This window comes from uncultured Sphingomonas sp. (assembly GCF_913776855.1).
In the GTDB taxonomy this organism is placed as follows: Bacteria; Pseudomonadota; Alphaproteobacteria; order Sphingomonadales; family Sphingomonadaceae; genus Sphingomonas.
Genome location: NZ_CAJYQD010000030.1, coordinates 15558 through 40564 on the forward strand (window position 1 = coordinate 15558; position 25007 = coordinate 40564).

21 protein-coding genes are annotated in these 25007 nt (G+C 66.5%); 10 read left to right on the forward strand and 11 right to left on the reverse strand.

The window, feature by feature from the left end; all coding sequences use genetic code 11:
- The first annotated feature begins 166 nt into the window (after positions 1 to 166).
- The gene (locus tag QZ755_RS07880; RefSeq protein ID WP_294321658.1) at positions 167 to 2545 is read left to right on the forward strand and encodes a TonB-dependent receptor; all 2379 of its coding nucleotides are present in this window, start codon (positions 167 to 169) and stop codon (positions 2543 to 2545) included.
- A gap of 33 nt (positions 2546 to 2578) precedes the next feature.
- Here the strand turns inward: QZ755_RS07880 and QZ755_RS07885 are convergent, their stop codons facing one another.
- The gene (locus QZ755_RS07885) at positions 2579 to 3529 is read right to left on the reverse strand and encodes a LysR family transcriptional regulator (protein WP_294321660.1); all 951 of its coding nucleotides are present in this window, start codon (positions 3527 to 3529) and stop codon (positions 2579 to 2581) included.
- A 114-nt stretch (positions 3530 to 3643) separates the two neighbouring features.
- Between QZ755_RS07885 and QZ755_RS07890 the strand changes: the two genes are divergently transcribed.
- The 3 genes from QZ755_RS07890 to QZ755_RS07900 are packed head-to-tail and all read left to right on the forward strand — an operon-like array spanning position 3644 to position 6278.
- A complete protein-coding gene (locus QZ755_RS07890; protein ID WP_294321662.1) occupies positions 3644 to 4741 on the forward strand; it encodes an aromatic ring-hydroxylating dioxygenase subunit alpha in 1098 nt (365 codons plus the stop codon).
- On the forward strand, positions 4738 to 5970 hold the full coding sequence (locus QZ755_RS07895) for an FAD-dependent oxidoreductase (RefSeq protein ID WP_294321663.1): 1233 nt from the start codon (positions 4738 to 4740) through the stop codon (positions 5968 to 5970). The genes QZ755_RS07890 and QZ755_RS07895 overlap by 4 nt, the downstream gene beginning before the upstream one ends.
- The gene (locus tag QZ755_RS07900; protein ID WP_294321665.1) at positions 5970 to 6278 is read left to right on the forward strand and encodes a 2Fe-2S iron-sulfur cluster-binding protein; all 309 of its coding nucleotides are present in this window, start codon (positions 5970 to 5972) and stop codon (positions 6276 to 6278) included. Before QZ755_RS07895 ends, QZ755_RS07900 begins: the two co-directional genes overlap by 1 nt.
- 4 nt (positions 6279 to 6282) lie before the next feature.
- On the opposite strand, the gene QZ755_RS07905 is transcribed toward QZ755_RS07900, so the two are convergent.
- The 4 genes from QZ755_RS07905 to QZ755_RS07920 all read right to left on the reverse strand — a co-directional run bounded on the left by QZ755_RS07905 (position 6283) and on the right by QZ755_RS07920 (position 12864).
- Positions 6283 to 6735 carry a MarR family winged helix-turn-helix transcriptional regulator gene (locus QZ755_RS07905; protein WP_294321666.1) on the reverse strand — a complete coding sequence of 151 codons (453 nt, stop codon included), beginning with the start codon at positions 6733 to 6735 and terminating at the stop codon, positions 6283 to 6285.
- A gap of 79 nt (positions 6736 to 6814) precedes the next feature.
- Positions 6815 to 8083, reverse strand: a complete 1269-nt coding sequence (locus tag QZ755_RS07910; protein ID WP_294321669.1) for an MFS transporter — start codon at positions 8081 to 8083, stop codon at positions 6815 to 6817.
- A 366-nt stretch (positions 8084 to 8449) separates the two neighbouring features.
- Positions 8450 to 9958, reverse strand: coding sequence for a family 43 glycosylhydrolase (locus QZ755_RS07915; protein ID WP_294321716.1), 1509 nt, complete (start codon positions 9956 to 9958; stop codon positions 8450 to 8452).
- A gap of 68 nt (positions 9959 to 10026) precedes the next feature.
- A complete protein-coding gene (locus QZ755_RS07920; RefSeq protein WP_294321670.1) occupies positions 10027 to 12864 on the reverse strand; it encodes a TonB-dependent receptor in 2838 nt (945 codons plus the stop codon).
- Between the two features lie 234 nt (positions 12865 to 13098).
- Here QZ755_RS07920 and QZ755_RS07925 point away from each other — a divergent pair, with 234 nt between their 5' ends.
- Together QZ755_RS07925 and QZ755_RS07930 are read left to right on the forward strand one after the other, a co-directional pair.
- Positions 13099 to 14478, forward strand: coding sequence for a pectate lyase (locus QZ755_RS07925; RefSeq protein WP_294321673.1), 1380 nt, complete (start codon positions 13099 to 13101; stop codon positions 14476 to 14478).
- Complete coding sequence (locus QZ755_RS07930) at positions 14475 to 15206, forward strand: ThuA domain-containing protein (RefSeq protein WP_294321674.1); 732 nt, start codon at positions 14475 to 14477, stop codon at positions 15204 to 15206. The genes QZ755_RS07925 and QZ755_RS07930 overlap by 4 nt, the downstream gene beginning before the upstream one ends.
- Positions 15207 to 15274: 68 nt before the next feature.
- On the opposite strand, the gene QZ755_RS07935 is transcribed toward QZ755_RS07930, so the two are convergent.
- Together QZ755_RS07935 and QZ755_RS07940 are read right to left on the reverse strand one after the other, a co-directional pair.
- Positions 15275 to 16807, reverse strand: coding sequence for a carboxylesterase family protein (locus QZ755_RS07935; RefSeq protein WP_294321676.1), 1533 nt, complete (start codon positions 16805 to 16807; stop codon positions 15275 to 15277).
- A gap of 125 nt (positions 16808 to 16932) precedes the next feature.
- Positions 16933 to 17970 (reverse strand): LacI family DNA-binding transcriptional regulator, encoded by a 1038-nt coding sequence (locus QZ755_RS07940; RefSeq protein WP_294321679.1) that lies wholly within the window; start codon positions 17968 to 17970, stop codon positions 16933 to 16935.
- Between the two features lie 118 nt (positions 17971 to 18088).
- Between QZ755_RS07940 and QZ755_RS07945 the strand changes: the two genes are divergently transcribed.
- Positions 18089 to 18889: a 2-keto-4-pentenoate hydratase gene (locus QZ755_RS07945; RefSeq protein ID WP_294321681.1), complete on the forward strand. Its 801-nt coding sequence runs from the start codon at positions 18089 to 18091 to the stop codon at positions 18887 to 18889.
- Between the two features lie 271 nt (positions 18890 to 19160).
- Entirely contained in the window at positions 19161 to 20444 is a 1284-nt protein-coding gene (locus tag QZ755_RS07950) for an MFS transporter (protein ID WP_294321683.1), read from the forward strand.
- A gap of 150 nt (positions 20445 to 20594) precedes the next feature.
- Here QZ755_RS07950 and QZ755_RS07955 read toward each other — a convergent pair whose 3' ends face one another.
- A complete protein-coding gene (locus QZ755_RS07955; RefSeq protein WP_294321684.1) occupies positions 20595 to 20993 on the reverse strand; it encodes an EVE domain-containing protein in 399 nt (132 codons plus the stop codon).
- Positions 20994 to 21133: 140 nt separating this feature from the next.
- On the opposite strand from QZ755_RS07955, the gene QZ755_RS07960 reads away from it, so the two are divergent.
- On the forward strand, positions 21134 to 21547 hold the full coding sequence (locus tag QZ755_RS07960) for a hypothetical protein (protein ID WP_294321686.1): 414 nt from the start codon (positions 21134 to 21136) through the stop codon (positions 21545 to 21547).
- Positions 21548 to 21623: 76 nt separating this feature from the next.
- On the forward strand, positions 21624 to 21914 hold the full coding sequence (locus QZ755_RS07965) for a DUF3297 family protein (RefSeq protein ID WP_294321688.1): 291 nt from the start codon (positions 21624 to 21626) through the stop codon (positions 21912 to 21914).
- A 197-nt stretch (positions 21915 to 22111) separates the two neighbouring features.
- Here the strand turns inward: QZ755_RS07965 and QZ755_RS07970 are convergent, their stop codons facing one another.
- Genes QZ755_RS07970 through QZ755_RS07980 form a run of 3 tightly spaced genes read right to left on the reverse strand, consistent with a single transcriptional unit; the run spans position 22112 to position 24947 of the window.
- Positions 22112 to 23047, reverse strand: a complete 936-nt coding sequence (locus QZ755_RS07970; RefSeq protein ID WP_294321690.1) for a rhodanese-related sulfurtransferase — start codon at positions 23045 to 23047, stop codon at positions 22112 to 22114.
- Entirely contained in the window at positions 23047 to 23850 is an 804-nt protein-coding gene (locus tag QZ755_RS07975) for a LytTR family DNA-binding domain-containing protein (protein ID WP_294321692.1), read from the reverse strand. The genes QZ755_RS07970 and QZ755_RS07975 overlap by 1 nt, the downstream gene beginning before the upstream one ends.
- A complete protein-coding gene (locus QZ755_RS07980) occupies positions 23847 to 24947 on the reverse strand; it encodes a histidine kinase (protein WP_294321694.1) in 1101 nt (366 codons plus the stop codon). The genes QZ755_RS07975 and QZ755_RS07980 overlap by 4 nt, the downstream gene beginning before the upstream one ends.
- Between the last annotated feature and the right edge of the window lie 60 nt (positions 24948 to 25007).

A 25007-nucleotide genomic window follows, 5' to 3' on the forward strand; every position in this document is an offset into this window, starting at 1 on the left:
CTTCCGTTTGCAAACGATTTAACATATTGCTATGAAGCATTGCAGTTGGAGGATGCCAACGGAGGAGAGGAACCATGCGGCGCATCCGCATGGTCGACCGGTCGCGCCGTGCGCGGCGGTTGCCGTCGCTTCGTTCGTGTCCGGCAAAACGACCGACACCGGGGAGATGATGATGCGTAGATGGACGTTGCTGCTGGCCGGAACCGCGCTGTTGCCTGCGACCGCTTGGGCACAGGATGCCGCGCCGCCCGCCGAACCCGCCACCGCGACCGCCGCGAGCGACGACAGCGCGGTCGGCGACATCATCGTGACGGGGCAGAAGACGTCCGAACGCCTGTCGCGCGCACCGATCGCGATCAGCGTCGTGTCGCAGGATACGCTGACCCGGCAGGGCGTCGATTCCGCCACGGCGCTGGCGACCACGGTGCCGAACCTGCAACTGAGCGCCAACGGTTTCGCGGTGCGCGGCATCGGCAGCAACAACAGCTTCAGCGGCTATTCGACCGTCGCGACGCAGATCGACGGCATCTACGAACCATCAGCACAGGCGTTGTCGTTCGGCCTCTATGACCTGGGCGCGGTAGAAGTGCTGCGTGGGCCGCAGGGCACCGTCTATGGCCGCAACGCCACCGCCGGCGTCGTCAACATCAACACCGCCGATCCGCGCAAGACGCGCGGGGTCACCGCCGACCTGCAACTCGGCCGCTTCAACGAGGTCCGCGCGCGGGCTGCGGTCGACCTGCCGGTCAGCGATGCGTTCCGCCTGCGCTTCGCCGCCTATCGCCAGGTCGATGACGGGGTGGACGACCATTACGCCGCGCGTCATGGATACGGCAAGACCGACCAGTCGGGGCTGCGCGTCACCTCCTTGCTCGATGTCGGGCCGGTCACGTGGCGGCTGTCGCTGAACTATGGTCGCAACGAAGGGACGATCCCGGCCAGCTACCTGACCAGCATCAACACCTATCCGCAGGGCAACCTTGCCGCCGGCACCTTCGGGCCGCGGCAGGTGATCGAAACCGATGCGCTGAACGTCGGACAGGCGGCGGTGACCGACAATCGCATGGACCTCGAATATTATTCGGCGCGCTCGCGGCTGGCGTGGCAGGTCGCCGATGGTCTGTCGCTCACCTATCTGGCGGGCTACACGCTGCTCAAGAATGACGGCATCGATGCCGCGACCGGCGTGTTCACGCAGGAATCGATCGACCGCCGGACGGAGAGCTGGTCGCACGAGGTCGACGTGAACTACGATCGCGGCATCCTGAACCTCGTGGTCGGCGGGTTCCTGTATCAGGATCGCCAGCCTTCGGGCACGCGGCTGCTCCATGCGGGCGACACCGCGCCCGCGCCGTTCAACACCGTCTATAACCTGATCGGCGCGAAGGTGCGCGGGACCGGCACCGGCATCTCGACCATCAGCGGCGTCGATGTCGTCACCAGCTATCGCGGGCAGGGCACCAAGTCGCAGGCGGTGTTCGGGCAGGGGACGCTGGAGATTCTGCCGGGCCTCAAGCTGATCGGCGGCATCCGGTCGACTTGGGAACAGGTGAATGCGCGCAACATCGAGCTGGTCTGCCCCGGCGACACGATCAACCGGCAGAATATTACCGCCACGACCTGTCCCGGTATCCCGTTCGTCTTTGCGCTGTCGAACGATACCAACCGGCCCGAAGCGAAGTTCGACAATATCAGCTGGAAGGTCGGCGCGAATTACGAGGTCAGCCCGACCACCCTCGTCTATGCGACGGTCAGCACCGGCTTCCGCGGCGGCGGGCTGGAGGCCAGCGGCAACGCCCCGCAGTTCCGGCAATATCGCCCGGAAACCGTGACCAATTACGAAGCGGGCGTGCGCACGACGTTGCTGGACGGCAAGCTGTACCTCAGCGCCACCGGCTTCAACATGGAATATAAGGACCTGCAGGTGTCCAGCATCGTGCTGAACCCGCTCACCAACCAGGTATCGGCCGTCACCACCAACGCCGCCACCGCCCGGCTGCGCGGGATCGAGCTGGAGGCGAGCCTGCGTCCAACGCCCGCCGACCGGATCAGCGGCTACGTGTCCTACCTCGACGCGCGGATCAAATCCTTCCCGACCGCATCGGACAACCTCAATTCGGCGAGCGGCAACTATAATGCCTTTGCACCCGCCTTCGGTTTCCGCCCGCTGCCGTCCAACCTCAGCATCGATGCGTCGGGCAACCGGCTGGCCAATGCGCCGGAGTGGAGCGGGCGGTTCAGCTATGCCCACACCTTCGACCTGTCGAGCGGCGGGCGGGTGATCCCCAGCGTCGATTTCTATGCCCAGTCGCACACCTATAGCGACGTGCAGAATTATGCGCAGAGCCGGCGCGACGCCTATACCAAGACCGACCTGAACCTGCGGTTCGAGGACGCCGACGACCGTTATTCGATCACCGCGTTCGTCAACAATGTCGAGGACAGCCGCGTGCCCAACACGCTGGTGACGGTGTGGAGTTCGACCACCGCGAACTATGATCCGCCGCGCACCTATGGCGTGCGGCTGGGCATGAATTTGCGCTGATCTGTGGGCCGGGGCGGCGGGGAGCCGCTTCGGTCATGCGCTGTAATCGGACCAGAATACGGAATCGCGCGCCTGGGTCGGGTCGCGCCCGATGAAGCATTCGGCGACCAGCTTGCGCAGCCACGACACCGCCGGGTCGGTATGCGCGCGCCGGTGCCAGAACTGGCGCAGCTCGACGCCCGGCACGGTGAAGGGCAGCGGCAACAGCTTCAGCCCCAGCAACCGGGCATAGATGCGCCCGACCGCCTGCGGCACCACGGTCATCATGTCCGACCCCGCGACCAGCAGCGGCACGCTCATGAAATGCGGCGAATGCAGCGCAATGCGGCGGTCGAGGCCCAGTTCGCGCACCTGCCGTTCGAACCGTTCCTGGCTGCGCCCTTCCTGCGACACGACGATATGGTCGAGGGCGAGGAACTGGTCGAGGGTGAGCGTGTCGCCTACGCCCGGATGATCCCCGCGTACCAGGCAGACGAAATGCTGCACGAACAGCGTCTGTTCGAACAGGCTGGCCGAATTGGCGTCGGTCAGGTGGCCGATGGCAAGGTCGATCGTGCCGCGCGCCATGCCGTCGATCAGCTGGGCGGGATCGGCGGCGACCGACTGCACCGTGACGCCCGGCGCCCGTTCGCGCAGCCGCGCCATCAGGTCGGGCAGGAAAACAAGGTCGCCAAGGTCTGAAAGGCTGATCGCGAAGCTGCGATCGGACCGCAGCGGATCGAACCGCCCGGCGGGCAGGATTTCCGACTGGATCGTTGCCAGCGTGCGCAGCACCGGTTCGCGTAGCGCCTCCGCCAGCGCGGTCGGCACCATCGCGCCGCCCTGTCGCACGAACAGGTCGTCGCCGAAATGCTCCCGCAGCCGGCGCAGCGCGATGCTGACCCCCGGTTGGGTCAGGCCAAGCGCGCGGGCGGCACCCGAAACACTGGCGTGCGAGAACAGCGCATCCAGTACGCGCAGCAGGTTGAGGTCGAGCGGCGACATATGTCGTGCTTATACTGGCTATAACGATAATGCGCGATGCTTATGATGTGGACGAGTGGTAGCGTTGCCCGATCGCGTACCGGAACCAGGAACCGGACCGAACAGGAGCAGGATATGACCACCGACACCTTCGTCGCGCGCGCCAAGCCGCGTACCACCGATGTCCCACGCGCGACGTGGCCGGTCAACGCCTGGTATGTCGCCGCGACCGCTGCCGAAGTGACGGCGAAGCCGCTCGCGCGCCAGATCACCGGGCGGCGCATGGTGTTCTTCCGACCGACAAGCGGCACCGTGGTCGCGCTGGAGGATTTCTGCCCGCATCGCGGCGCGCCGCTGTCCTTGGGCTTCGTGCGCGACGACACGATCGTGTGCGGCTATCACGGGCTGGCGCTGAACTGCAAAGGGCGGCCCGACAATATGCCGGGGCAGCAGGTCGGTAAGTTCCCCTCGGCGCAGAATTTTCCGGTGATCGAACGCTATGGCTTTATCTGGGTGTGGCCGGGCGATCCGGCGCAGGCGTCGGCGGATAAGCTGCATCCGCTCCCTTGGGCGGAAAGCCCCGACTGGGCCTATGGCGGGGGGCTGTTCCATATCGCGTGCGATTATCGGCTGATGATCGACAATCTGATGGACCTGACCCACGAAACCTATGTCCATGCCAGCAGCATCGGGCAGAAGGAGATCGACGAGGCCCCGGTCAGGACCGAGGCGACGCCCGAGGAAGTGGTGACGAGCCGCACGATGGACGGCGTGACGGCACCGCCCTTCTGGCAGATGGCGATGCGCGGCGCGGGCCTGCCCGAGGATGCCGTCGTCGACCGGTGGCAGAAATGCCGGTTCACCCTGCCCAGCCATGTGATGATCGAGGTCGGCGTCGCGCTGCAGGGGGAGGGCGGTTATGACGCGCCTGCGGACAAGAAGGCGGCGAGCATCGTCGTCGACTTCATCACGCCGGAGACCGAGACGTCGCACTGGTATTTCTGGGGCATGGCGCGGCAGTTCGCGGTCGACGATGCGGCGTTGACCGAGACGATCCGCACGGGGCAGGGCAAGATTTTCTCCGAGGATCTCGACATGCTCGAACAGCAGCAGCGCAACCTGAGCCAATTTCCCGAGCGCAAGTTGCTGAAGCTGAACATCGATGCCGGCGGCGTGCGGTCGCGGTTGATGATCGACCGGGCGATCGCGCGCGAACGGGTCGAGCCCGAATGAGCGAGCGCCGGTTCGATGTGCTGATCGTCGGTGGCGGCCATGGCGGCGCGCAGGCGGCGATTGCGCTCCGGCAGAAAGGGTTTGCGGGAAGCATCGCGATCGTCGGCGACGAACGCGACCCGCCCTATGAACGCCCGCCCTTGTCCAAGGAATATCTTGCCCGCGACAAACCGTTCGGCCGCATCCTCCTCCGTCCTGTGGCCTTCTGGGAGGAGCGGTCGCTCGAGTTGCTGCTCGGCCGGCGGGTCGTGGCGGTCGATGCCAATGCGCACCGGGTCGAAACCGATCACGGTGAGGCGTTCGGCTATGGTCATCTGATCTGGGCCACCGGCGGCAGCCCGCGCCGGTTGACGTGCAGCGGCCACGACCTGCCCGGCATCCATGGTGTCCGGACACGCGCCGATGTCGATGCGATCATGGCCGAGCTGGACGGGGTGACGCGGGTCTGCATCATCGGCGGCGGCTATATCGGGCTGGAGGCGGCTGCCGTGCTGACGAAGCTCGGCAAGCAGGTGACGCTGCTCGAGGCGCAGGACCGCGTGCTGGCGCGCGTCGCGGGGGCGCCGCTGTCGGCCTTTTACGAAGCCGAACATCGTGCGGCGGGCGTCGACCTGCGGACCGGGGTGACGGTCGATTGCGTCGAGCGTGGCGAGGGGACCAAGCTGTCGGTGCGGACCGCCGATGGCGGCGCCTTCGCGTGCGAGATGGTGATCGTCGGCATCGGCATCGTGCCGGCGGTCGATCCGCTGCTGGCGGCCGGGGCGGCCGGCGGCAATGGCGTGGAGGTCGATGCGTGGTGCCGCACCACGTTGCCCGATGTCTTTGCGATCGGCGATTGCGCGGCGCAGGCGAACCGCTTTGCGCAAGGCGCGCGCATCCGGGTCGAGAGCGTGCAGAATGCCAACGACCAGGCCGCGACCGTCGCGACGCTGATCGCGACCGGCGATGTGGCTCCCCACGCCGCGCTGCCATGGTTCTGGTCGAACCAGTACGACTTGCGCCTGCAGACGGTCGGGCTGTCGATCGGGCATGACGATGCGGTGGTCCGGGGGGACATGGCCGCGCGTGCCTTTTCGATCGTCTATCTGCGCGGGGGGCAGGTGATTGCGCTCGACTGCGTGAACGTCACGCGGGACTATGTGCAGGGGCGCAAGCTGGTGGAGCAGGGTGCATCGCCGCCGCGCGACCGGCTGGCCGATGCGAACATGCCGCTCAAGGAGTTGCTCTGATGCCCATGCTGACCGTGACGACCCGCGACGGATCGGTACGCGCCCTTGACGGACAGGTCGGGCTGTCGGTGATGGAGGCCATTCGCGACGGCGGGATCGACGAACTGGCGGCGGTCTGCGGCGGATGCTGTTCGTGCGCGACCTGTCATGTCTATGTCGATGCGGCCGATCTGGCGCGGCTGCCGCCGATGTCGGCGGACGAGGACGATCTGCTCGATGTGTCGGAGCATCGCACCGAACGGTCGCGCCTGTCGTGTCAGATCGCGATGTTCGACGGATTGCGGGTGGAGATCGCGCCGGAGGACTGACGCGCTAGTCCGTCGTCACCGCCCGCTGTTCGATCCGCTCCAGCAGGTCGAGCAACAACGCCTTTTCCGCGTCGGTGAAGCCTGTCAGCAACCGTTCCTCATGCGCCTCGATCCGGGCAACGCACTCGGTCAGCATCCGATTGCCCTCCACTGACATGTCGAGCGTGAAGGCACGGCGGTCGGTCGGGTCGGTTTCGCGAACGATCAGCCCGGCCTCGATCAGTTCGTTGATCAGCGGCACCATGTTGGCGCGCTTGATCCCCAGCAGGCGACCGACCGTGCCCTGGTTGATGCCGGGATTGTCGGCGACCACCGCCAGAATGCCCATCGGGATCTGGCGGATGCCGGTCCCTTCGAGCGTCACGGCGAAGTCGCTGGCAAAGACGGCGGAGGCGCGACGCAGGCGATAGCCGACCAGCCGGCCGAGCGTCCGGGTATGGGGTTGGGGTTCGGTCATTCCGACGGCAAGCCATGTTCCGCGAACCGCGTCAAATCCAAATCGCTTGCAGGCCGCGCGATCGGGCGCTCCCGAAGCATCAGCGCAGGGGTGCGCGCAGGGCCAGGATGGCGGGAACCACCGCCAGCGCCACGACCGCGATCATGGCGCCCGGCACCATGACCCAGCCGGTCCATTCCAGCAGCCAGTGCGACACCAGCGGCGTCAGCCCGCCGAAGATCGCGGTGGCTGCCGTCGCGCCCAGCGCGAGGCCGCTCAGCCGCCCCTCGCCCGGCAGTTGTTCGGCGGTGGCGACCGCGCCGACTGCGCTCATCGCGCCGCCCAGTGCCGCCAGCACCAGCGCGCCGATCAGCGCAGCCGATCCGGCACCCGCCATCCATGCGAACATCGTCATCGGCAGGATCGCGGCGGCGATGCAGATCGCGATCAGCACCGGCTTGCGCCCTACATGGTCGGACCACAACCCGACCAGCGGTGTCACCGCGATCACCATGACGGCGGCGGCCGTCGCCAGCCACAGCGCCGCCCCTTCGCCCATCGCGCCGGTACTGGTCAGGAACGACGGCACATAGACGATGCCGACATAATAGGTGATCGACCCCAATGCCGAGATGGCGAAACCGCGCGCGATCGCCGCACGATGATGGGTGAGGGCATGGGCGATCGGGTTGGTCGGGACCGACCCGTCGCGTTGCTGCCGTTCGAACTCGGGCGATTCCTGCAACGTCGATCGCGCGATGCCGATGGTCGCGGCCAGCGCCGCGCCGATGAAGAACGGGATACGCCAGCCCCATGCCGCCAGCTGCGCCGTGGACAGGAGCGATACGACCGCCGCTGAAATGCCGACCGCGAGCAACCCGCCGACCTCGCTCGCCGCCGAAGCCGACGACGTGACCAGCCCACGTCGGTCGGGCCGCGCCCCTTCGTAGAGATAGGCGACGACCCCGGTATATTCGCCCCCGACCGAGAACGCCATGACACAGCGCAGGGCGAGCAACAGCCACCCCGCCGCCGGTCCGATCGCGGCACGCGTCGGCAGCAGCGCGATGCCGAGCATGGCGATGGTCATCAGCGCCATCGACAGCAACATCATCCGCCGCCGCCCGAACCGGTCGCCGACCTGCCCGAACGCCAGGGCGCCGATCGGCCGCATCAGGTACGACACGGCGAACCCGCCCAGCGTCACCGCCAGCGACGTCGTGCCCCCGCCATAGAAGACTCGCGACAATATCGTCGCCAGATAGAGATACAGGGTGAAGTCGTACCATTCGACCACCGTCGAAAAGGCGGCGATGGTCATCGACCGGCGCGAAAGCCCGTGCTGCGTGCCGCCATCGTTCATCGCCATTCCCTTCGGTGGGGGTGGTGGCGGGTTATCGGACGGGCGGCAAGCGGATTTCGGAAGCCGCCATCGTCCCAGACATAGTTGTCATCTGGGGCTTGGGCTTGATCGACAGTCAGCATTTCCCCTCCCTTCCAGGAAGGAGCGTGATTCAGGCAGATGCGTCGAGGAAGGCAATCAGCCCTGAATGTCGATTGGTTCTAGTCTCTAGCGAAGCCGACCCCTTGCGCTACCCCGGCGAAGGCTGGGGTCCAGTTGGGGAAGTGGCCCAGGATACGGAAAAGCTATCCCACTGGACCTCGGCCTTCGCCGGGGTAGCGCAAGGGAGCTTTCGCAGAGGTCACGACTGGATCCGGGTCGACGAATAGCTTGCTATAGCGCGTGAAACCGGAAATCGCGGAACCGGGCCGTACCCGCGCCCGCCGAATACAGTCCCGGCCGCAGCATCAGGAAGCCGCCGCGCACATTATGGTGGTAGCCCGACACTTCCATCCCCCGGTCGAACCGCTGCCATGTCGCGCCGCCATCGCCGCTGGTATGGAAGGACACGATGTGGCGGTCGTTGGTGACCCGCATCCGCATCCTCGCTCCAAACGGATTGGCCGGGCGCCCGCGTTCGATGCCATATTGGTGGGTGACGAAGCGGTCCCGATCGAACCCCAGCCCGCAATAGAGCCTGTCGTCGTAGAACAGGATCAGCCCGGCGGTCCCGCCCGGCGCGATCTCGACATCACATTCGAAGCGATAGCGCGTATCACCGGCGATCAGCAGCAGTGGCGATCCGTCGGAGGGTGCCGTGCCCTTCGCATCCAGCAACAGCGCGCCGTCCTCCACACGTGCCCGTGTGCGGTCCTGCGGCGTGGGCCGAAAGAAATTCCACTGCGTGCCGAGCGCCAGCATCCTGAAGTCATCGGTCAGCGGCTGGCCATGGCGCACCACCTGTCCGCCGCGCGGCTTTGGCAGCGGGCGGGACAGGTCGCCGCCGGTCATGCGGAACCAGCCATCGGCGCTCCATTCGACCGGATCGAGCAACGTCTGTCGGCCGAGCGTCCAATAGCCATTCTCATAGCCGTGATAGACCGACCACCAGCTGCCGTCCGGTCCCTCGACCAGGGTCGCGTGCCCCCGCGACCACCATCTTTCCTGCGGGGAGGTCGTCCGGACGATCGGGTTGCCCGGATGATGCTCCCACGGCCCGTGGATCGACCGCGAGCGCGCAGCGATGACCATATGGCCGGTGGGCGGACCCGCCGTCCCGCCGACCGCGGTGACGAGGTAGAACCAGTCGCCGCGCCGCGTGACCTTCGGCCCCTCCGGGCTGAACCCCTCGACGTCCCACGTATCGGGATAGCGCCATGGGTCATAGACATGCTCGACCGTCCCCACCGTCGACAGCCCGTCGTCGGACAGTCGGATGCGGTCGCCGCCCGACAGGAACAGCCAGCGCGACCCGTCCTCGCCGACAGCATGGCCCGGATCGATATGGTCGGGCAGCTTCAGGTCGATCGGTTCGGACCATGGCCCGTCGATATGATCGGCCCAGATCACCCAGCTGGTCGTCGGGTTCTTGGTCGGAATGTAGAGGTAGTAGCGCCCCTTGTGCTTCGTCAGCTCGGGCGCCCAGACCGACCCGATATTGGCCTTGAGCGCGGCGGTGCGCGGAGTCCAGTTTACCAGGTCGCGCGAATGCCAGAGGACCAGCCCCGGATAGGAATCGAAGGTGGAGAAGGTCATGTAATAATCGCGACCATCCTTCAGGATCGTCGGATCGGGATGGTCGCCCGCCATCAGCGGGTTGAGGAACCGCCCGTCGCCCTGATCGGCGATCCGCTGGTTATCGTACCCGCGGCGGGGCGACGGGGCGGGGGTCGACCATCCCATGGCGGGCAGCGCGGAGAGCGCGCCGCCCAGCGTCGCGCCCGCCATCACCCCGCGCCGCGACAGGTCCCTCACATCTTGACCCGCGCGCCGACCAGCAGCGTGCGCCCGAAATGGTTGTTCTCGTAATTGCGGCGCGCATCGACGTCGGTGATCCGGCGGCGATAGGCATCGGTCAGGTTCGTGCCCTCCAGCGACAATTCGAGGAAGTCGGTCAGCTTGTAGCGGATCGACGCATCGACGTTGGCGATCGAATCATAGCCTTCGAAGATGTTGCCGGTGCCCGACCCGCCATCGACATAGGGCCCGCGATAGGCGACCGAGGTACGCGCGCTGAACTTCGCATCCTCGTAATACAGCGTCGCGTTGAACTGCCGCTTCGACACATTGTACAGCGTTTCGGTGCGCGTCACGGTCGGCAGCGTGCCGCCCGGCGTCGTCGCCGGACCCTGCTGCGTATAATCGGCGCTCGAGCGGACGAAGGTCGCGTTCACGATCCCGCCGAAATTGCGCAGCACGCCCGGCAGGAAGCGGAACGGCGCCTGCAATGCGATTTCGATCCCGTCGAGCTTCGCGCCCTCGCCATTGCCGGTGGTCGAGATCGTCCAGATGTCCTGCGACTGCAGCGCGGGGTTCAGCGCGGCGGGCGAGGAGGATACCAGCACGGCGGGCGACAGGCCGGTTTCGGTGAAGGTACCGCTGCGCGAAATCGCGACCGGAAAGCTCGCCACGTCCTTGCGGAACAACGCGACCGAGAAGGCCGATTGCGGTGCGAAATACCATTCGGCGGCGAGATCGAAATTGGTCGCGCGGAACGGTTCGAGGAACGGATTGCCGCTGGTGACGCGGAAGTTGAAGCCGTCCGCCGACCCGCCCGGCGTCAGGTTGCCGAGCGAGGGGCGGGTGATGACCTTGGCGATCGCGCCGCGCACGATGATGTCGGGCGTTGGATAGAGCGCGACGTTCATCGAGGGCAACCAGTCCTCGTAATCGCGCTTCACCGTCACGTTGACGCCGCTGTTGATGCCATAGGACGACTGGTCGGTGCGGACGTAGCGAATGCCGGCATTGGCGGCATATTCGAGGCCGAAGACGGTGCCCTTGGCATCGAATTGCAGATAGCCGCCCTTCGTCTCTTCGGTCACGCCACGGTTATTGCCGACGTCGAGTGCCAGCGGACGGTTGTACAGGCCGGTGAACTGCGTCGCCGCGTCGAGGTTCGGGATCAGCCACTGGGTGGTGGTGCCCGATGGCGCCTTCGCCCCCTTCAGCGTGAACAGGTCCGACAGCTGCTGCGTTGCCTGGAAGCCATAGACGGCGGTCGGGCCGAACGCTGTGCTGGCCGAACAGGTGATCGTGCCCAGCACCAGATCGCGTCCGCCATTGCCGCACACCGCCGTATCGCGGGTAAAGGCGGTGGTGTCGTAATCATAGCGCCGCCATACGCCGCCGACACGGACCTGGAACCCTTCGGCCACGTCCCATTCGGTCCGCAGCTGCGCGGTCTTGAACTGGTTCACCACGTCGGACGGGCGGTCGCGGATTTCGGCCAGCTGGAAATTAGCCGGGTCGGTCACGCTGGTGCCGAAGGCGAGCAGCGGTGAATTCTTGTCGCTGTAATCGAACCGATAGCCCTGCGCATCGCGATCATCGAACACCAATGTGGTTTCGACCGGCACGCTGGCATCGGATTTGGAGAAGCCGCCGAGCAGGGTGAAGCGGAACTTGTCGCCGACATCCTGATCCCAGGTGCCGCCGATCTGGTAGAATTCGGTCTGCGACTGGCGCAGATAATGTTCGGTGCGGACCCATGCGTCGTTCAGCGTCGCCGACACCATGTTGTTGTTCGAATCATAGGTCGGGTTCAGCACGTCGATCTGCCGCTCGTTCGAGCGCAGCAGCACCTCGCCCCACTTTTCCTCGCGGTCGGCGCGGAAGCGCGAATAGAGGCCATCGATCGACACCTTGGTCGCATCGGTCGGCGACCATTGCACGCTGCCGGTGATGCCCAGGCGTTCGCGGCTGTGCGTCACTTCGCCATAGCGCGGGATGCGCGGGTGGAATGACAGTGCCGCCTTGTCGCACGCTGCGCTCGACACATAGGTGCCGCCCCGGTTCGGCGCAGTCCAGCAGCGCGTGCCGTCGACCGAATCGAAGCGCGCCTGTGCCCAGCGGACGGTGTTGTTGCCGATCTCCTTGGTCACCGTGTCCTGGTACGCGACCGACACCGACGCGCCGAGCGTGCCATCGGGCGACTTCCACCCGATCAGCCCGGCGAAGCGCGGGCCGACCGTCTTCGACAGGTCGTTATAGTTGGCGACGGCGGAGGCGGCGACGGTCACGCCGGTCTTGCCGGCCAGCGGATTGCCGGTGTTCAGGTCGACGACCGCGCCCAGCGACCCTTCGTCCAGATCGGCCGAGGCGGTCTTGTGGACGACGATCGAGCTGAACAGTTCGGACGCGAACACGTTGAAATCGAACGACCGGTCGCGATTGGCCGAGGCGCCGTCGCTCGACGTCGTGACCGTTTCCAGCCCGTTGACGCGGACGCGGGTGAACTGTGCGCCGAGACCACGTACGGTGATCGCGCGGCCCTCGCCGCCGTCACGCTGGATCGCAATGCCGGGGATGCGCTGCAGCGATTCGGCGAGGTTCTGGTCGGGGAATTTGGCGATGTCTTCCGCGACGATCGCGTCGACCGCACCGACCGACTGGCGCTTGACGTTCAGCGCGGCGTTCAGCGACGCGCGAAAGCCGGTGACGACGATTTCGCCCTCGGCATCCTCGGCGGTCGGTGCCGGTTCGGCGGGGGCGGGCGTTTCCTGTGCGTGCGCCGCGCCGGCGACGGCAATGAGCGACGTCGCGGCAAGCAGCGCGCGAATGAGGCGACGATCGGTGCGAACTTCCATGGCAATCCCTCTCCCTGCGCGATGACACCGGGGGCAATTTCGCTACCCCGCCGGTCATCCAGCTATCGGCGGCGCGGGTCCCGGTTCGGTCCGTGCCTCCGTCGATCCTCCCCGCCGCGATGCGAACCGCCGCGAGAATCCGGTTTTGCCGTTTTCGGCTTGAGAAACCGGTGTCAACGCGACATTGTGCCGTCACGACGAAGCTGTCAAGAAGCGCTCGGAGAGGAAATCGATATGAACCGACGGATCGCCCTGACCCTGTGCGGGCTTTTGCCGATCGCGCTGATCGCAGGCACCGCGCCTGCACAAACTGTCGCGACCCCGGCGGGTGTCGGCGCATTTCCGGGGGCGCAGGGCTGGGCCGCGGCGACGCCCGGCGGGCGTGGCGGGCGCATCCTGCGCGTGACGACGCTGGCGGCGGATGGCCCCGGATCGTTCAAGGCGGCGCTGGAGGCGAAAGGCCCGCGCATCGTCGTGTTCGAGGTGGGCGGGGTGATCGACCTTGGCCGCTCGACGCTGACCATCACCGAACCCTATCTGACCATCGCCGGACAGACGGCACCGTCGCCTGGCATCACGATCATCCGCGGCGGCATCGACATTCGCGCGCATGACGTGATCGTGCGCCACCTGCGCGTTCGGCCCGGCCTCGACGGGCAGCCCAAGCGATCGGGGTGGGAGGTCGATGCGATGAACACCGTGTCGGCGCATAACGTCATCGTCGACCATTGCACGATGAGCTGGGCGCTGGACGAGAACCTGTCCGCGTCCGGCCCGCGCTTTGCCGGCACGACGCCCGACGACTGGCGGCGCGGAACCAGCCACGACATCACCTTCAGCTACAATCTGCTGTCCGAAGGCCTTGCCGATGCCAGCCATCCCAAGGGCGAACACAGCAAGGGGTCGCTGATCCACGACAACGCCACCAACGTGCTGATCTGGCGCAACATCTATGCCCATAATGTCGAGCGCAGCCCGCTGCTGAAAGGGGGCGTGCAGGCGGCGGTGGTCAACAACCTGATCTACGACCCCGGCACGCGCGCGGTGCATTACAACCTGATGGCGCTCGAATGGGCGGGGCACGAATATCAGGAGGGCAAGCTGTCGGCGGTCGGCAACGTCCTGCGCGCCGGGCCGTCGACCGATGCGAACCTGCCGTTCCTGATGCTGGGCGGTGATGGCGACCTGCGCTATCACGGACGCGATAACGTCGCGGTCGACAAGCATGGCGGCCCGCTGCCGATGTTCGGCCGCTATGGATACACGCGGGCGAAGCTGATCGAGGTGAAGACCCCGCCGGTCTGGCCGACCGGGCTGCCAGTGCTGCCGGCGCAGGATGTCGAGACCCATGTGCTGGCCAATGCCGGTGCGCGGCCATGGGACCGCGATGCCGACGATATCCGCGTGCTGTTCTTTGTGGCCGAGGGGCGCGGAAAGATCATCGACGACGAACGGCAAGTGAGCGAATATCCCCATCCGGTGCCGACCACGGCGCCGTTCGTCGAGGGGGAGTGGGATCTGGTGACGATGGAACCGAAATCGGGACGCTATCCGGGGCAGAAGGGGCCGATCCAGGAATCGCTTTCGGTGCGCGACCGGGCGATGCGGCAATGATCGTGCGGCTGGTCGTCACGCTGCTGGCGCTGCTGTTCGCGGTGCCGGGACATGCGGCGCCGCGCGTGCTGCTGTTCCACCGCGCGACCGGGTTCGTCCACGACTCGATCCCGGCCGCCGTCGTCACGCTGACGAAAATCGTGCGCGAGCGTGGCATGGAGCCGGTCGCCAGCGACGATCCGGCGGTATTCGACCAGCCGCTGACCTATGCCGCGATCGTGCTGGTATCGACGACCACCGACCCGAAACGGCCAGAGAGCGAATGGTTCGTCGGTCCGCGACAGGGCGCGCTGCAGCGCTATGTCGAGGGTGGCGGCGGCATCGTCGCGATCCATGCCGCGGCCGATTCGCATTACAACTGGCCGTGGTATGCGCGGATGATCGGCGGGCGGTTCGCGCAGCATCCGCCGGGCACGCCGGAGGCGGAGGTCACGCGAACCCCGCATCGCCACCCGGCGACCAACGGCCTGCCCGATCATTTCCGGATCGCCGACGAATGGTACGGCTTTCGCGACCTGTCGACCGACATCGACCACCTGCTGACGTTCGATCCGCAGTCGATCGGTGCCGGCGACGTGAACCCCAAGCCGCTCGCCTGGGCGCATCGCGTGGGGAAGGGGCGGGTATTCTACACCGGACTTGGCCACCGCAAGGAAAGCTGGGGCGATCCGCGCGTGCTTGCCCATGTCGGCGGGGCGCTGGACTGGGCGACCGGGCGGCGGCGCTGACCGGGGTTACGCGCCGATCCGGTAGGTTGTCCCAGCCTGCGCTGGGATGACGATCGGATCGTAGGCCCTCAGGTCCCCGGCTGGATATACGGAAAGCGGGCGAACAGTTCGCGTTCCCAGCGCCGGGGATCGTCGGCCATGCGGCTGGTCGTGTCGAACACCATCGTCTCCCGCCGGGGCAGGGTGTGGCGCGGCCAGTCGCGACCGGGATGGCCGTTGCGGGCCAGGGAGACGAACGCCGCCATCATCCGTGCCGACAGCGCACGGGCGGCGGGGCCGGTGCCGCTCATCGATCCGGGCGCGTCGAGCGTGCCGAACACCAATGGAATATCGTCGGTATGCGCTGCCCGGCCACCGGGCCGGACGGGCGAGCTGTAATCGAGCTGATAGACCCAGGCGGGCGAACCGGCGGCGGCGCGCGCCTCTGCCTCGATCACCTGTCCCGGCCAACTGCGCCCGGCGGTGGTCGCGCGGTACAGGATGTCGGTCGGCGTCATCGCCGGAAATTGCGCGCGATATTGCGCCACGACCCATTCGGGCAGCGCGTCGACGCGCAGTTGCGGCGCGATGCGGGCGGCGAGGTTGTCCCATGTCGGGTCCGGCTGGGGCGCGATGAAGGCGCGGGTTTCCTCGCGCGTGTTGCCCAATATCAACGGGATGGGCCGGCCCAGCGGATGGGCGTCGGGCCAGAAGGGGTGACGTGTCAGCGACCGCATGTCCAGCACCGGCCCCATATAGACCCCGCCGCCAAGGATCGGGTCTTCGGCCGACAGCGCGTCGATCAACCGGGCGACGGGCAGGGTTGCCGCTTCGGCGGGCGTTGCCTTCAACCGGGTGAGGAACGCCTGCGCCCGGCGGGTGGCGTTGAGCGGGCCGGAGGCGGTGACCTGTTGCCCGCTCATCGTCGCGGCAGCGTGGAACAGGCCATGGGCGTCCGGCATCGCCATCAGCGTCGCGATCTTTGCCCCGCCGCCCGACTGGCCGAACAGCATGACCCGGCGGGGATCGCCACCGAACCGCGCGATATTGGCACGTATCCAGCGCAGCGCGAGCAGCAGGTCGTGTTGACCGACATTGCCACTGTCGGGAAAGTGCGGGTCGAGCCGGGCGAGATACAGATAGCCCAGCGCATTGAGGCGGTGATTGACCGTCACCACCACGACGTCGCCGTCCGCCGCCAGCCGCTGGCCATCGACCAGCGGGTCGACGACGGTGCCGTTCATATAGGCGCCGCCGTGGAAATAGACCATTACCGGCCGGTTCGCCCCCGGACGGGCCTCGGGCGTCCAGACGTTGAGAAACAGGCAGTCCTCGCGCTGGTTGGCGGTGTCGGCGCGCTGCGGGCAGGAGGGTGCGAAGGCGGTCGCGTCCAGCGTCTCGCGCTGCGGTGCGGGCGCCGCGACCGGTCGGAAACGAAAGCGGGTCGGGTCGACACCGTAGCGGATGCCGCGAAACACCTGCACCCCGGCCTGCGTCGTACCGCGCCACCGACCGCCGGGCGCGGTGACCACCGGGTCGGTACCGGCGGCGCGCGCCGGGCGGATCAGGGTGAGGGCGGCGGCACCGGCGATCAGGTCACGACGGGCGATCGGCAGGGTCATGGGTCCTCTCCCCCAGAAAATGCCGGTCGTTGCCGGCGGTCGCATCGCCCTTGCGCGCTTACGGGGCGACGCGGTGGCGCGAGCGTTGTAGGGAGAGGGTAATCGGTGTCATCCGCTGGGGCAAGTTACCCCTGCGGTTTTGCGACCGATGCCCTGCGGATCAACGTCGAGACGAACAGCGTCGCCTCCGCCTCTGGCGCATCGGCGTCGGGTTCGTCGTCATCCTCGCCGATCAGCTTCAACGCGGCGGCGCGGGCCATGGTGGCGATCGGCCAGCGGACGGTCGTAAGCGGCGGCCACAGGTGCGACGCGATCGAGGTGTCGTCGAACCCGACGATCGACAGGTTCTCCGGCACGTCCAGCCCGCGTTGCCGCGCGATATGCAGCGCGCCCGCCGCCATTTCGTCGTTGGATGAAAAGATCGCGGTCGGGCGCGGCGACAGGTCGAGCAGCCGTTCGGCGGCACGCATTCCCGATTCGAAGGTATAGTCACCCTGCGCGATCCAGGTGCGCTGTACGCCCAGACCGGCGGCCTCCATCGCCTCCTCGTAACCCTGCTGCCGTTCGAACGCCGATCGGAAGCCGTGCGGACCGGCGATCATGCAGATTCGGCGGTGCCCGGCGGCGAACAGGTGATCGATCGCACCGCGCACCGCCTCCCGATCGTTCGACGACACCATATGCCCCGGATCGTCGAACGCGGCCGACCCCATGCGGACATAGCGGCAGCCGATCTGCGCACACAGTGCCGCCAGCGCATCGTTTTCGGAGATGGGGGGAAGCAGCATGACGCCGTACGGCCGCTGCCGTTCGAGGAAGCGGCGGATTTCGTCCCGCATGTCGGGCGCGCCGCGATCAACGGGATGGACCAGCAGTTCGAATTCGGTGTCGCGCAACACCTCCAGCAACCCCTGCTGCACCCGCAACACCATCTGCGCATTGGGATTGTCGTGGATCAGCGCGATCAGGAAGTTGCGGCGCAACGCCAGCGCGCGTGCCTGCGGATTGGGGATGTATCCCAGCTCGGCGATGACCGCCTGTACCTTGTCCCGTGTCTCACCGTTCAGCAGGGGTGACTGGTTGATCACCCGGCTGACCGTCTTCTTGGAAACCCCGGCAAGGCGGGCGACGTCGTTGATGGTCGGCTGGCCGGTCTTCTTCATGGCCGATCGATAGCGCGGGGCGCGCGATCCGCCAATGTCCCGGTGGGACGATTTCATCGCCTTGCGTGTGACACCGGTTTCCTATACGCCGCGGCTTAGAGAAGAGAGAGGCTGGGGCATGGGTAATCGCGATCGTATCGCACAGGCGTTCGTGACGGCGCGGCGGCAGGCGACGGGCCTGTCGCCCTATCCCGGCGACGCGCCGAAGACGCTTGCCGATGCCTATGCGGTGCAGGACCGGGCAATCGCCATCGACGGGCGCGTTGTCGCCGGGTGGAAGGTCGGGCGGATCAACGCGCCGCTGGATACAGCGCTGGGCGCAAACCGCCTGGCCGGACCAATCTTCGCCGACCAGGTGTTCGGCATGGATACGGCAGAAATGGCGGTCATCGCCGATGGCTTTGCCGCTGCGGAGGCGGAATATTGCGTGCGGATCGGTCGCGCGCCCGCGCCGGGCCGCACCGCCCTGTCGCTGGACGAAGCGCTGGATCTGGTCGATGCGGTGCATATCGGCGTCGAGATCGCCAGTTCGCCCTATGTCGGGATCAACGCCGATGGCCCGTTGGTGACGATCAGCGATTACGGCAATAATTTCGGGCTGTTGATTGGGGCGGAAGTGCCGGGCTGGCGCGAACTGGGCTTTCTGGACTGGCCGGTGGAATCGCGTATCGACGATGTGGTGGTCGGCAGCGCGACGGCACGGACCATGCTCGACGGGCCGATCGGCGCGGTGGCGTTCCTGGTCGATTGCCTCGCGGCGCGCGGACAGCCGCTGGCGCCGGGAACATGGGTGTCGTCGGGCGCGGTGACCGGCGTGCATCAGATCCGGCCGGGCCAGCGGTTCGAGGCGGATTTTGGGGTGCTGCATGTGGCGTGCGGGATCGTGGCGGCGGCCGGGGCGCAGGTCGATGCTGCCTGATCGGCACGCGCCCGCGATCCTATGATAGACGGTGGGCGCGGCGTGCCTTGGCATACATGGTCGTACCCCGGCGGAGGCCGGGGTCCAGTTGGGAAGGCCTTCCGGCAAGGCACAGGCGTCCCCCAACTGGGCCCCGGCCTTCGCCGGGGTACGAAACGGCGGTGAGGGATGATGGCGATCGGAAGGTCGCCCTATCCCGCCCCAAACCAACAACGCGGAATCGGCCCCAGCAGACGGGCCGGGCCGCAGAGGATGCAAGCGGAGGCGTGGAATGACGGAGCAGGGTGACGGCATCGAACGCGCGGTGGCACGCGCGGGTCGCTATCGCTGGGGGATCGTCGCGCTGTTGTTCATGGCGACGGTCATCAACTATGTCGACCGGCAGATGATCGGGGTGCTGAAACCCACGCTGTCGAAGGACCTTCGCTGGACCGAGACCGATTTCGCCAACGTCATCTTCTTTTTCCAGATGGCCTACGCCATCGGCTATATCGGGTTCGGGCGGATCGTCGACGTGATCGGCGCGCGGATGGGCTATGCCGTCGCCTTCGTCATCTGGCAGGTCGCGCATATCGCCCATGGCGGCGCCTACGGCGTCACCCAGTTTGCGATGGCGCGGTTCGGGCTGGGGCTGGGCGAGGCGGGAAATTTCCCGGCGGGGATCAAGGCGGTGACCGAATGGTTCCCGGCCAAGGAACGCGCCTTTGCCATCGGCGTGTTCAATGCCGGGGCCAATGTCGGCGCGATCATCACGCCGCTGGCGGTGCCGGTGCTGACCATCGCCTATGGCTGGCGCATGGCGTTCGTGGTGACCGGCGTCGTCAGCCTGGTGTGGCTGGTCGCGTGGCTCGCCTTTTACCGGTCCCCGCGCGATCACCAGAAGCTGTCGTCGGGCGAACTGGCGTGGATCGAACAGGACCCGGCCGATCCGGTACAGACGATCGCTTGGAGGCGGCTGGTGACGAAGCGCGAGACCTGGGCCTATGCGCTGGGCAAGTTCTGCATCGACCCGATCTGGTGGTTCTTCCTGTTCTGGCTGCCGGGCTATCTGGGCGACCGCTACGACCTCGACCTGTTGAGCTTCGGGCCACCGCTGGTCGCGATCTACCTGTTGTCCGACCTGGGCAGCGTCGCAGGTGGCTGGCTGTCGTCGCGGTTGATCGCCAGCGGACGAACCGTGAATTTTGCGCGCAAGGCGACGATGTTCGTCTGCGCGGTCGCGGTGCTGCCGGTGTTCTTTGCCCAGTCGATCGACAATCTGTGGGTCGCGGTGCTGGTGATCGGGATCGCGACGGCGGCGCACCAGGCGTTCTCGGCGAACCTCTATACGCTCCCTTCCGACCTGTTCCCGCGCGCGGCGGTCGGGTCGGTCGTGGGCATTGGCGGGACGGTCGGCGCGGTCGGCGGCATGTTGATGGCGAAGTATGCCGGTTATGTGCTGGACGGGATCGGCAGCTATGCGCCGTTGTTCTTCGTCGCCGGGTCGGCGTACTTCGTCGCGCTGCTGCTGGTGCATGTGCTGTCGCCACGGCTGGCGCGGGTGGAGGGGGCGTAGCTTACCCGCTCCGCTCGGTTCGAGCAGCTTCGAGCCTGTCGAGAAGCGATCGTCGGGAACACCCGGTTTGGGGCACCCCGTTCTCGACGGACGCTTCTCGACTTCGCTCGAAGCTGCTCGGACCGAACGGTGTGGGTGAGGTGACGGCAGCTATTCCCCCGCCAACCCGGTCACGACCGCCCATTCGGCGTCACGCACCGGCGACACCGACAGGCGCGACTGGCGCAGCATGGCCATGTCCTTCAGCGCCTCCTCCGCCTTCATCGCGCTGAGCGTCACCGCACGAGGCAGGGCATGGTCCGCTTCGACCCGGACCGACACCCAGCCATCGTCGCCATCGGCCTGCGCCGTGCGGGCGATCCGCGCCACGCCGACCGCCGCCTTGTCCTTGCCCGAATGGTAGAACAGCGCCCGGTCGCCGACCGCCATCGCGCGCAGATGGTTCGCGGCGGCGTGGTTGCGCACGCCGTCCCATTCGGTACCGCCGTCCCGCACCAGATCGTCCCAGCCATAGCTGTCGGGTTCGGACTTCAACAGCCAGTACGCCATGGTCAACCTTTCCTAAACGGCCGGTGAATGCCCGGTTCCACGTCCGTTCAGTCGCACGGGCGTATCGAATCGATCATCGGCGCAGATGCGTCGACGTGACAAGGGGCGACGTGGCCCCCACGCATGTTGAGGAGATTGGCATGAACACCTTGCTGACCAAGGCGGGCCTGGGGCTGTCGCTCGCCGTGACCGCGCTCACCGCCGCTGCCCCTGCCGATGCGCAGTGGCGTCGCGGCTATGGCTGGGACCGGGGCTATGATCGCGGCTGGCACCGGGGCCGGGACAATGGCGGTGCCGCCGTCGTTGCCGGGATCGCCGGACTTGCGATCGGTGCTGCGCTGGTATCGAGCGCCAACGACCGCCGCTATCGCGACCGCTATTACCGCGACCGCGGCTATGCCTATGATTATGACGATCGTTACTATCGTCAGCGCGGCTATTATCCGAACGACGGCTATTACGCCTATCGCTACAACAACTATCAGCGTTGCTGGGTCGAACGCCGCTACGATCCCTATTACGACCAGACCGTGCGCGTGCGCGTCTGCAACTGATGGACGGGGCGGGGGAGCATGATCCTCCGCCCTTTCCGCTTGGCGGGGGCGGCGTTTTGCGGCATGGGCCGCGCCCATGACAGATACGCCCCCCGATCGCCTCTCGATCAATCCGCGCAGCCCGCATTTCGACCAGCCCGTGCTGGAGCGTGGCATCGGCATCCGCTTCAAGGGCGCCGAGCGCAACGACGTCGAGGAATATTCGATTTCCGAAGGCTGGATTCGCGTCGCGCTCGGCAAGAAGGTCGACCGCAAGGGCCAGCCGCTGACCATCAAGCTGTCCGGCCCAGTCGAAGCCTATTTCCAGACCCCGGCCGAGGGCGCGGAAGCGCCGGCCGAAGACGTGAAGGCCGACGAGGCGGAATAAGGCTCCGTTGCTCCGGCACAGGCCGGGACCTCTTGCAGCGATGCGCGCGTCCGCTACCCAGCAACCGCAGCATAGTTCGTAGTCGGCATCAAAACCGATCGACGGCGGCGACCCTCACCCTTCCGGCGCTCTGCGCCTCCTTCCCTCTTCCGACGGAGAGGGAAGGAGGCGCCGAAGGCGGCGAAGGATGGGGGCGATCAATCCTCTTCCCGCTCCATCCGCCTGCCGACATGCTGCTCGCCGCGCTTCGCCGCCAGCGTCACCTGCCGATGCCGTTCCGCCTTCGCCGCCAGCGTCGCGGCGTCGCGGGTGCCGGCGCAGGCGGGGCATTGCACGCCTTCCTCGAACAGCGGTGATGCACGGTCTTCGGGACTGACGGGCATCCGACAGCCGCGGCATAGTGCATGGGTACCTTGTTCAAGGCCGTGGCCGACCGCAACACGTTCGTCGAAGACGAAGCATTCGCCTTCCCAGGCGCTGGCCTCGACCGGCACGTCCTCCAGATATTTCAGGATGCCGCCGTCGAGATGATAGACATCCTCAATGCCCTCGCCCTTGAGGAAGGCGGTCGATTTCTCGCAGCGTATGCCGCCGGTACAGAACATCGCAACCTTCCGCTTGCCGGCCAGCAACTTGGTCCGGTTGGCGCGGAACCAGTCGGGAAAGTCACGAAAGCTGTCGGTGTGCGGATCAACTGCGCCGGCGAAGGTACCGACCTTCACCTCATAGGCATTGCGGGTATCGATCACGACCGTTTCCGGATCGGCGATCAGCGCGTTCCAGTCGGCGGGCGCGACATAGGTGCCAACGATCGCGGTCGGGTCGGTGCCGGGCACGCCCATCGTCACGATTTCCTGCTTCACCCGCACCTTCAGCCGGTGGAACGGCATCGCCGCCGCGTGGCTGAACTTGGGCGCCAGATCCTCGCAGCCCGGCAGGGCGCGGATCGCGGCGAGCGCGGTGGCGATGCCCTCCGCACTGCCGGCGATCGTGCCGTTGACCCCTTCGGTCGCGATCAGCAGCGTGCCGCGAACGCCGGCGCCAGCCAGTACCGCCTCCAGCGTGTCGCGGGTCCCCGACGGGTCGGCGATGTCCGTAAAGCGGTACAGCGCCGCTACCGTCAACCCGGTCATCAGTGGACGAAGCGCGCCACCACGTCGCGATACGAGCGGCTGACCTTCACCTGCGACCCGGATTCGAGGATCAGGAAGCATTCGCCGTTGGTATGCGGCTTCACCTGCTTGACCAGGTCGAGATTGACGATGGTCGAGCGGTGGACGCGCTGGAACCGGCGCGGGTCGAGGCGCTTTTCGAGGTCCTTCATCGTCTCGCGCAGCACCAGCGAATTGTCGCCGGTGTTGATGACCATGTAATCGCCCGCCGCCTCGATCATCTCGATCGTGTCGACATCGACGCGGAAGATCTGGCCGCGATCCTTGATGTTGATCAGCTTTTCGAAGCGGTTCGCGCCGACCGCATCGTCGCCTTCCGCCTCCATCTCGGCCGCCGTGTCGGGCGCGACCTCGGCCAGCACTTCCTTCAGCTTTTCGACCTCGGCCTGGCCCCGCTTTTCGGTCAGCCGCTGGCGCACGCGGTCGAGCGTATCGGCCAGGCGCGATTCCTCGACCGGCTTCATCAGGTAATCGACCGCCTGCGCCTCGAACGCGCGGATCGCGTGGTCGCTGTACGCGGTCACGAAGACGACCAGCGGCGGTTCGACCTCCATCAGTCCCTGCACCACCGAAAAGCCGTCAAAGCCCGGCATCTGGATGTCGAGGAACACGAGGTCGGGCTTGTGGGTCTTGATCGAACGGATCGCCTCGCGGCCGTTCTGGCATCGGTCGATGATCTCGACATCCTCATGCGCCTGCAGGCGTAGTTCGAGGCCCTGAATCGCCAACGATTCGTCGTCGACAAGGATGGTACGGATGGTCATGCAGCCTCTTTGGTAACGTCTTGCGTCTGGTACGGCAGTTCGATCTCGACCACGAACCCGCCGTCATTGCCGGAACGGGTATCGAAACGATGGTCGGGGCCATATGCCTGTGCCAGCCGGTCCCGGATATTCTGTATGCCGACACCGGTGGACAGCGTCGGCCGCTTCGGTCCGTCGATCAAGCCGGGGCCGGTATCGGACACGGCGATCTGCACCCGATCCCCGGCCAGTCGAGCGGTGATCGAAATATCGGCCCCGTCCTCCTGCGGCGTGACCGCATATTTGATCGCGTTTTCGACCAGCGGTTGCAGCAGCAGCGACGGCAGCCGCGCGTGCGCGACGCGGCCGTCGATGTCGAAACTGGTGCGCAGGCGATCTTCGAACCGCATCTTTTCGATATCGAGATAGAGTTTGAGCGTTTCAACCTCCTGCTCCAGCGTGACATGCGCGGTCGGTTCGTTGGCCAGCGTATAGCGCAGGAACGACGACAGCCGGCTGAGCATGACATTCGCCTTCTCGGTCTGTTTCAGCAGCACGAGCGTCGAGATCGAATTGAGCGTGTTGAACAGGAAATGCGGGTTCAGCTGGTAGCGCAGCATGGCAAGCTGTGCGGAGGACGCCTGCATCTCCAGCATCCGCATCTCGTCGACCTGCTGTTCGACCACCAGGTAGAAATTGATCCCGAAATACAGTGCCGACCAGCCGGTCAGCACGGTGAAGTTCAGGAACAGCGTGCCCAGCACCAGCGACAGGCTGACATCGGGCGACACGTTGCGGATGAAGGTGAAGACGAACGCGTCGATCAGCGAATAGGCAAAGGTCGCCGCCGACAGCGTACACATCGTCAGGAAGATCGCCGGCACCCGCGGCAGCGACCGGTAATAGCCGTACAGCACGCTCATCAGCAGCGTCAGGCAGTAACCGACGATCACCTCGACGATATTGCCCAGCACATTCTTCAGCGACGCGGCGCTGGCGACGGTCGAAACCGATCGCAGCAGCAGATAGCCGGTCCAGCCGGCGGCCTGCAGCAGCCAGAAGGCGCGGTTCTTCTGTTCGAAGAAGGGGCGCGAGAAAATGGCGGGCTTCGGCGTCATGCGCTCCGTCAGTCGTCTTGTGCCCCGATGCGCGTCATAGCCGGGCGGGGGCGGGTTGGC

Bases quoted from the DNA above. Each gene is read 5' to 3' on its own strand.
- QZ755_RS07915 (WP_294321716.1), bottom strand. From the start codon at position 9,958: ATGGGATGGTCGACCCCCGCCCCGTCGCCCCGCCGCGGGTACGATAAC.
- QZ755_RS07880 (WP_294321658.1), top strand. From the start codon at position 167: ATGATGATGCGTAGATGGACGTTGCTGCTGGCCGGAACCGCGCTGTTG.
- QZ755_RS07925 (WP_294321673.1), top strand. From the start codon at position 13,099: ATGAACCGACGGATCGCCCTGACCCTGTGCGGGCTTTTGCCGATCGCG.
- QZ755_RS07935 (WP_294321676.1), bottom strand. From the start codon at position 16,807: ATGACCCTGCCGATCGCCCGTCGTGACCTGATCGCCGGTGCCGCCGCC.
- QZ755_RS07910 (WP_294321669.1), bottom strand. From the start codon at position 8,083: ATGGCGATGAACGATGGCGGCACGCAGCACGGGCTTTCGCGCCGGTCG.
- QZ755_RS07940 (WP_294321679.1), bottom strand. From the start codon at position 17,970: ATGAAGAAGACCGGCCAGCCGACCATCAACGACGTCGCCCGCCTTGCC.
- QZ755_RS07960 (WP_294321686.1), top strand. From the start codon at position 21,134: ATGAACACCTTGCTGACCAAGGCGGGCCTGGGGCTGTCGCTCGCCGTG.
- QZ755_RS07975 (WP_294321692.1), bottom strand. From the start codon at position 23,850: ATGACCATCCGTACCATCCTTGTCGACGACGAATCGTTGGCGATTCAG.
- QZ755_RS07930 (WP_294321674.1), top strand. From the start codon at position 14,475: ATGATCGTGCGGCTGGTCGTCACGCTGCTGGCGCTGCTGTTCGCGGTG.
- QZ755_RS07905 (WP_294321666.1), bottom strand. From the start codon at position 6,735: ATGACCGAACCCCAACCCCATACCCGGACGCTCGGCCGGCTGGTCGGC.
- QZ755_RS07970 (WP_294321690.1), bottom strand. From the start codon at position 23,047: ATGACCGGGTTGACGGTAGCGGCGCTGTACCGCTTTACGGACATCGCC.
- QZ755_RS07950 (WP_294321683.1), top strand. From the start codon at position 19,161: ATGACGGAGCAGGGTGACGGCATCGAACGCGCGGTGGCACGCGCGGGT.
- QZ755_RS07890 (WP_294321662.1), top strand. From the start codon at position 3,644: ATGACCACCGACACCTTCGTCGCGCGCGCCAAGCCGCGTACCACCGAT.
- QZ755_RS07980 (WP_294321694.1), bottom strand. From the start codon at position 24,947: ATGACGCCGAAGCCCGCCATTTTCTCGCGCCCCTTCTTCGAACAGAAG.
- QZ755_RS07900 (WP_294321665.1), top strand. From the start codon at position 5,970: ATGCCCATGCTGACCGTGACGACCCGCGACGGATCGGTACGCGCCCTT.
- QZ755_RS07965 (WP_294321688.1), top strand. From the start codon at position 21,624: ATGACAGATACGCCCCCCGATCGCCTCTCGATCAATCCGCGCAGCCCG.
- QZ755_RS07885 (WP_294321660.1), bottom strand. From the start codon at position 3,529: ATGTCGCCGCTCGACCTCAACCTGCTGCGCGTACTGGATGCGCTGTTC.
- QZ755_RS07920 (WP_294321670.1), bottom strand. From the start codon at position 12,864: ATGGAAGTTCGCACCGATCGTCGCCTCATTCGCGCGCTGCTTGCCGCG.
- QZ755_RS07895 (WP_294321663.1), top strand. From the start codon at position 4,738: ATGAGCGAGCGCCGGTTCGATGTGCTGATCGTCGGTGGCGGCCATGGC.
- QZ755_RS07955 (WP_294321684.1), bottom strand. From the start codon at position 20,993: ATGGCGTACTGGCTGTTGAAGTCCGAACCCGACAGCTATGGCTGGGAC.
- QZ755_RS07945 (WP_294321681.1), top strand. From the start codon at position 18,089: ATGGGTAATCGCGATCGTATCGCACAGGCGTTCGTGACGGCGCGGCGG.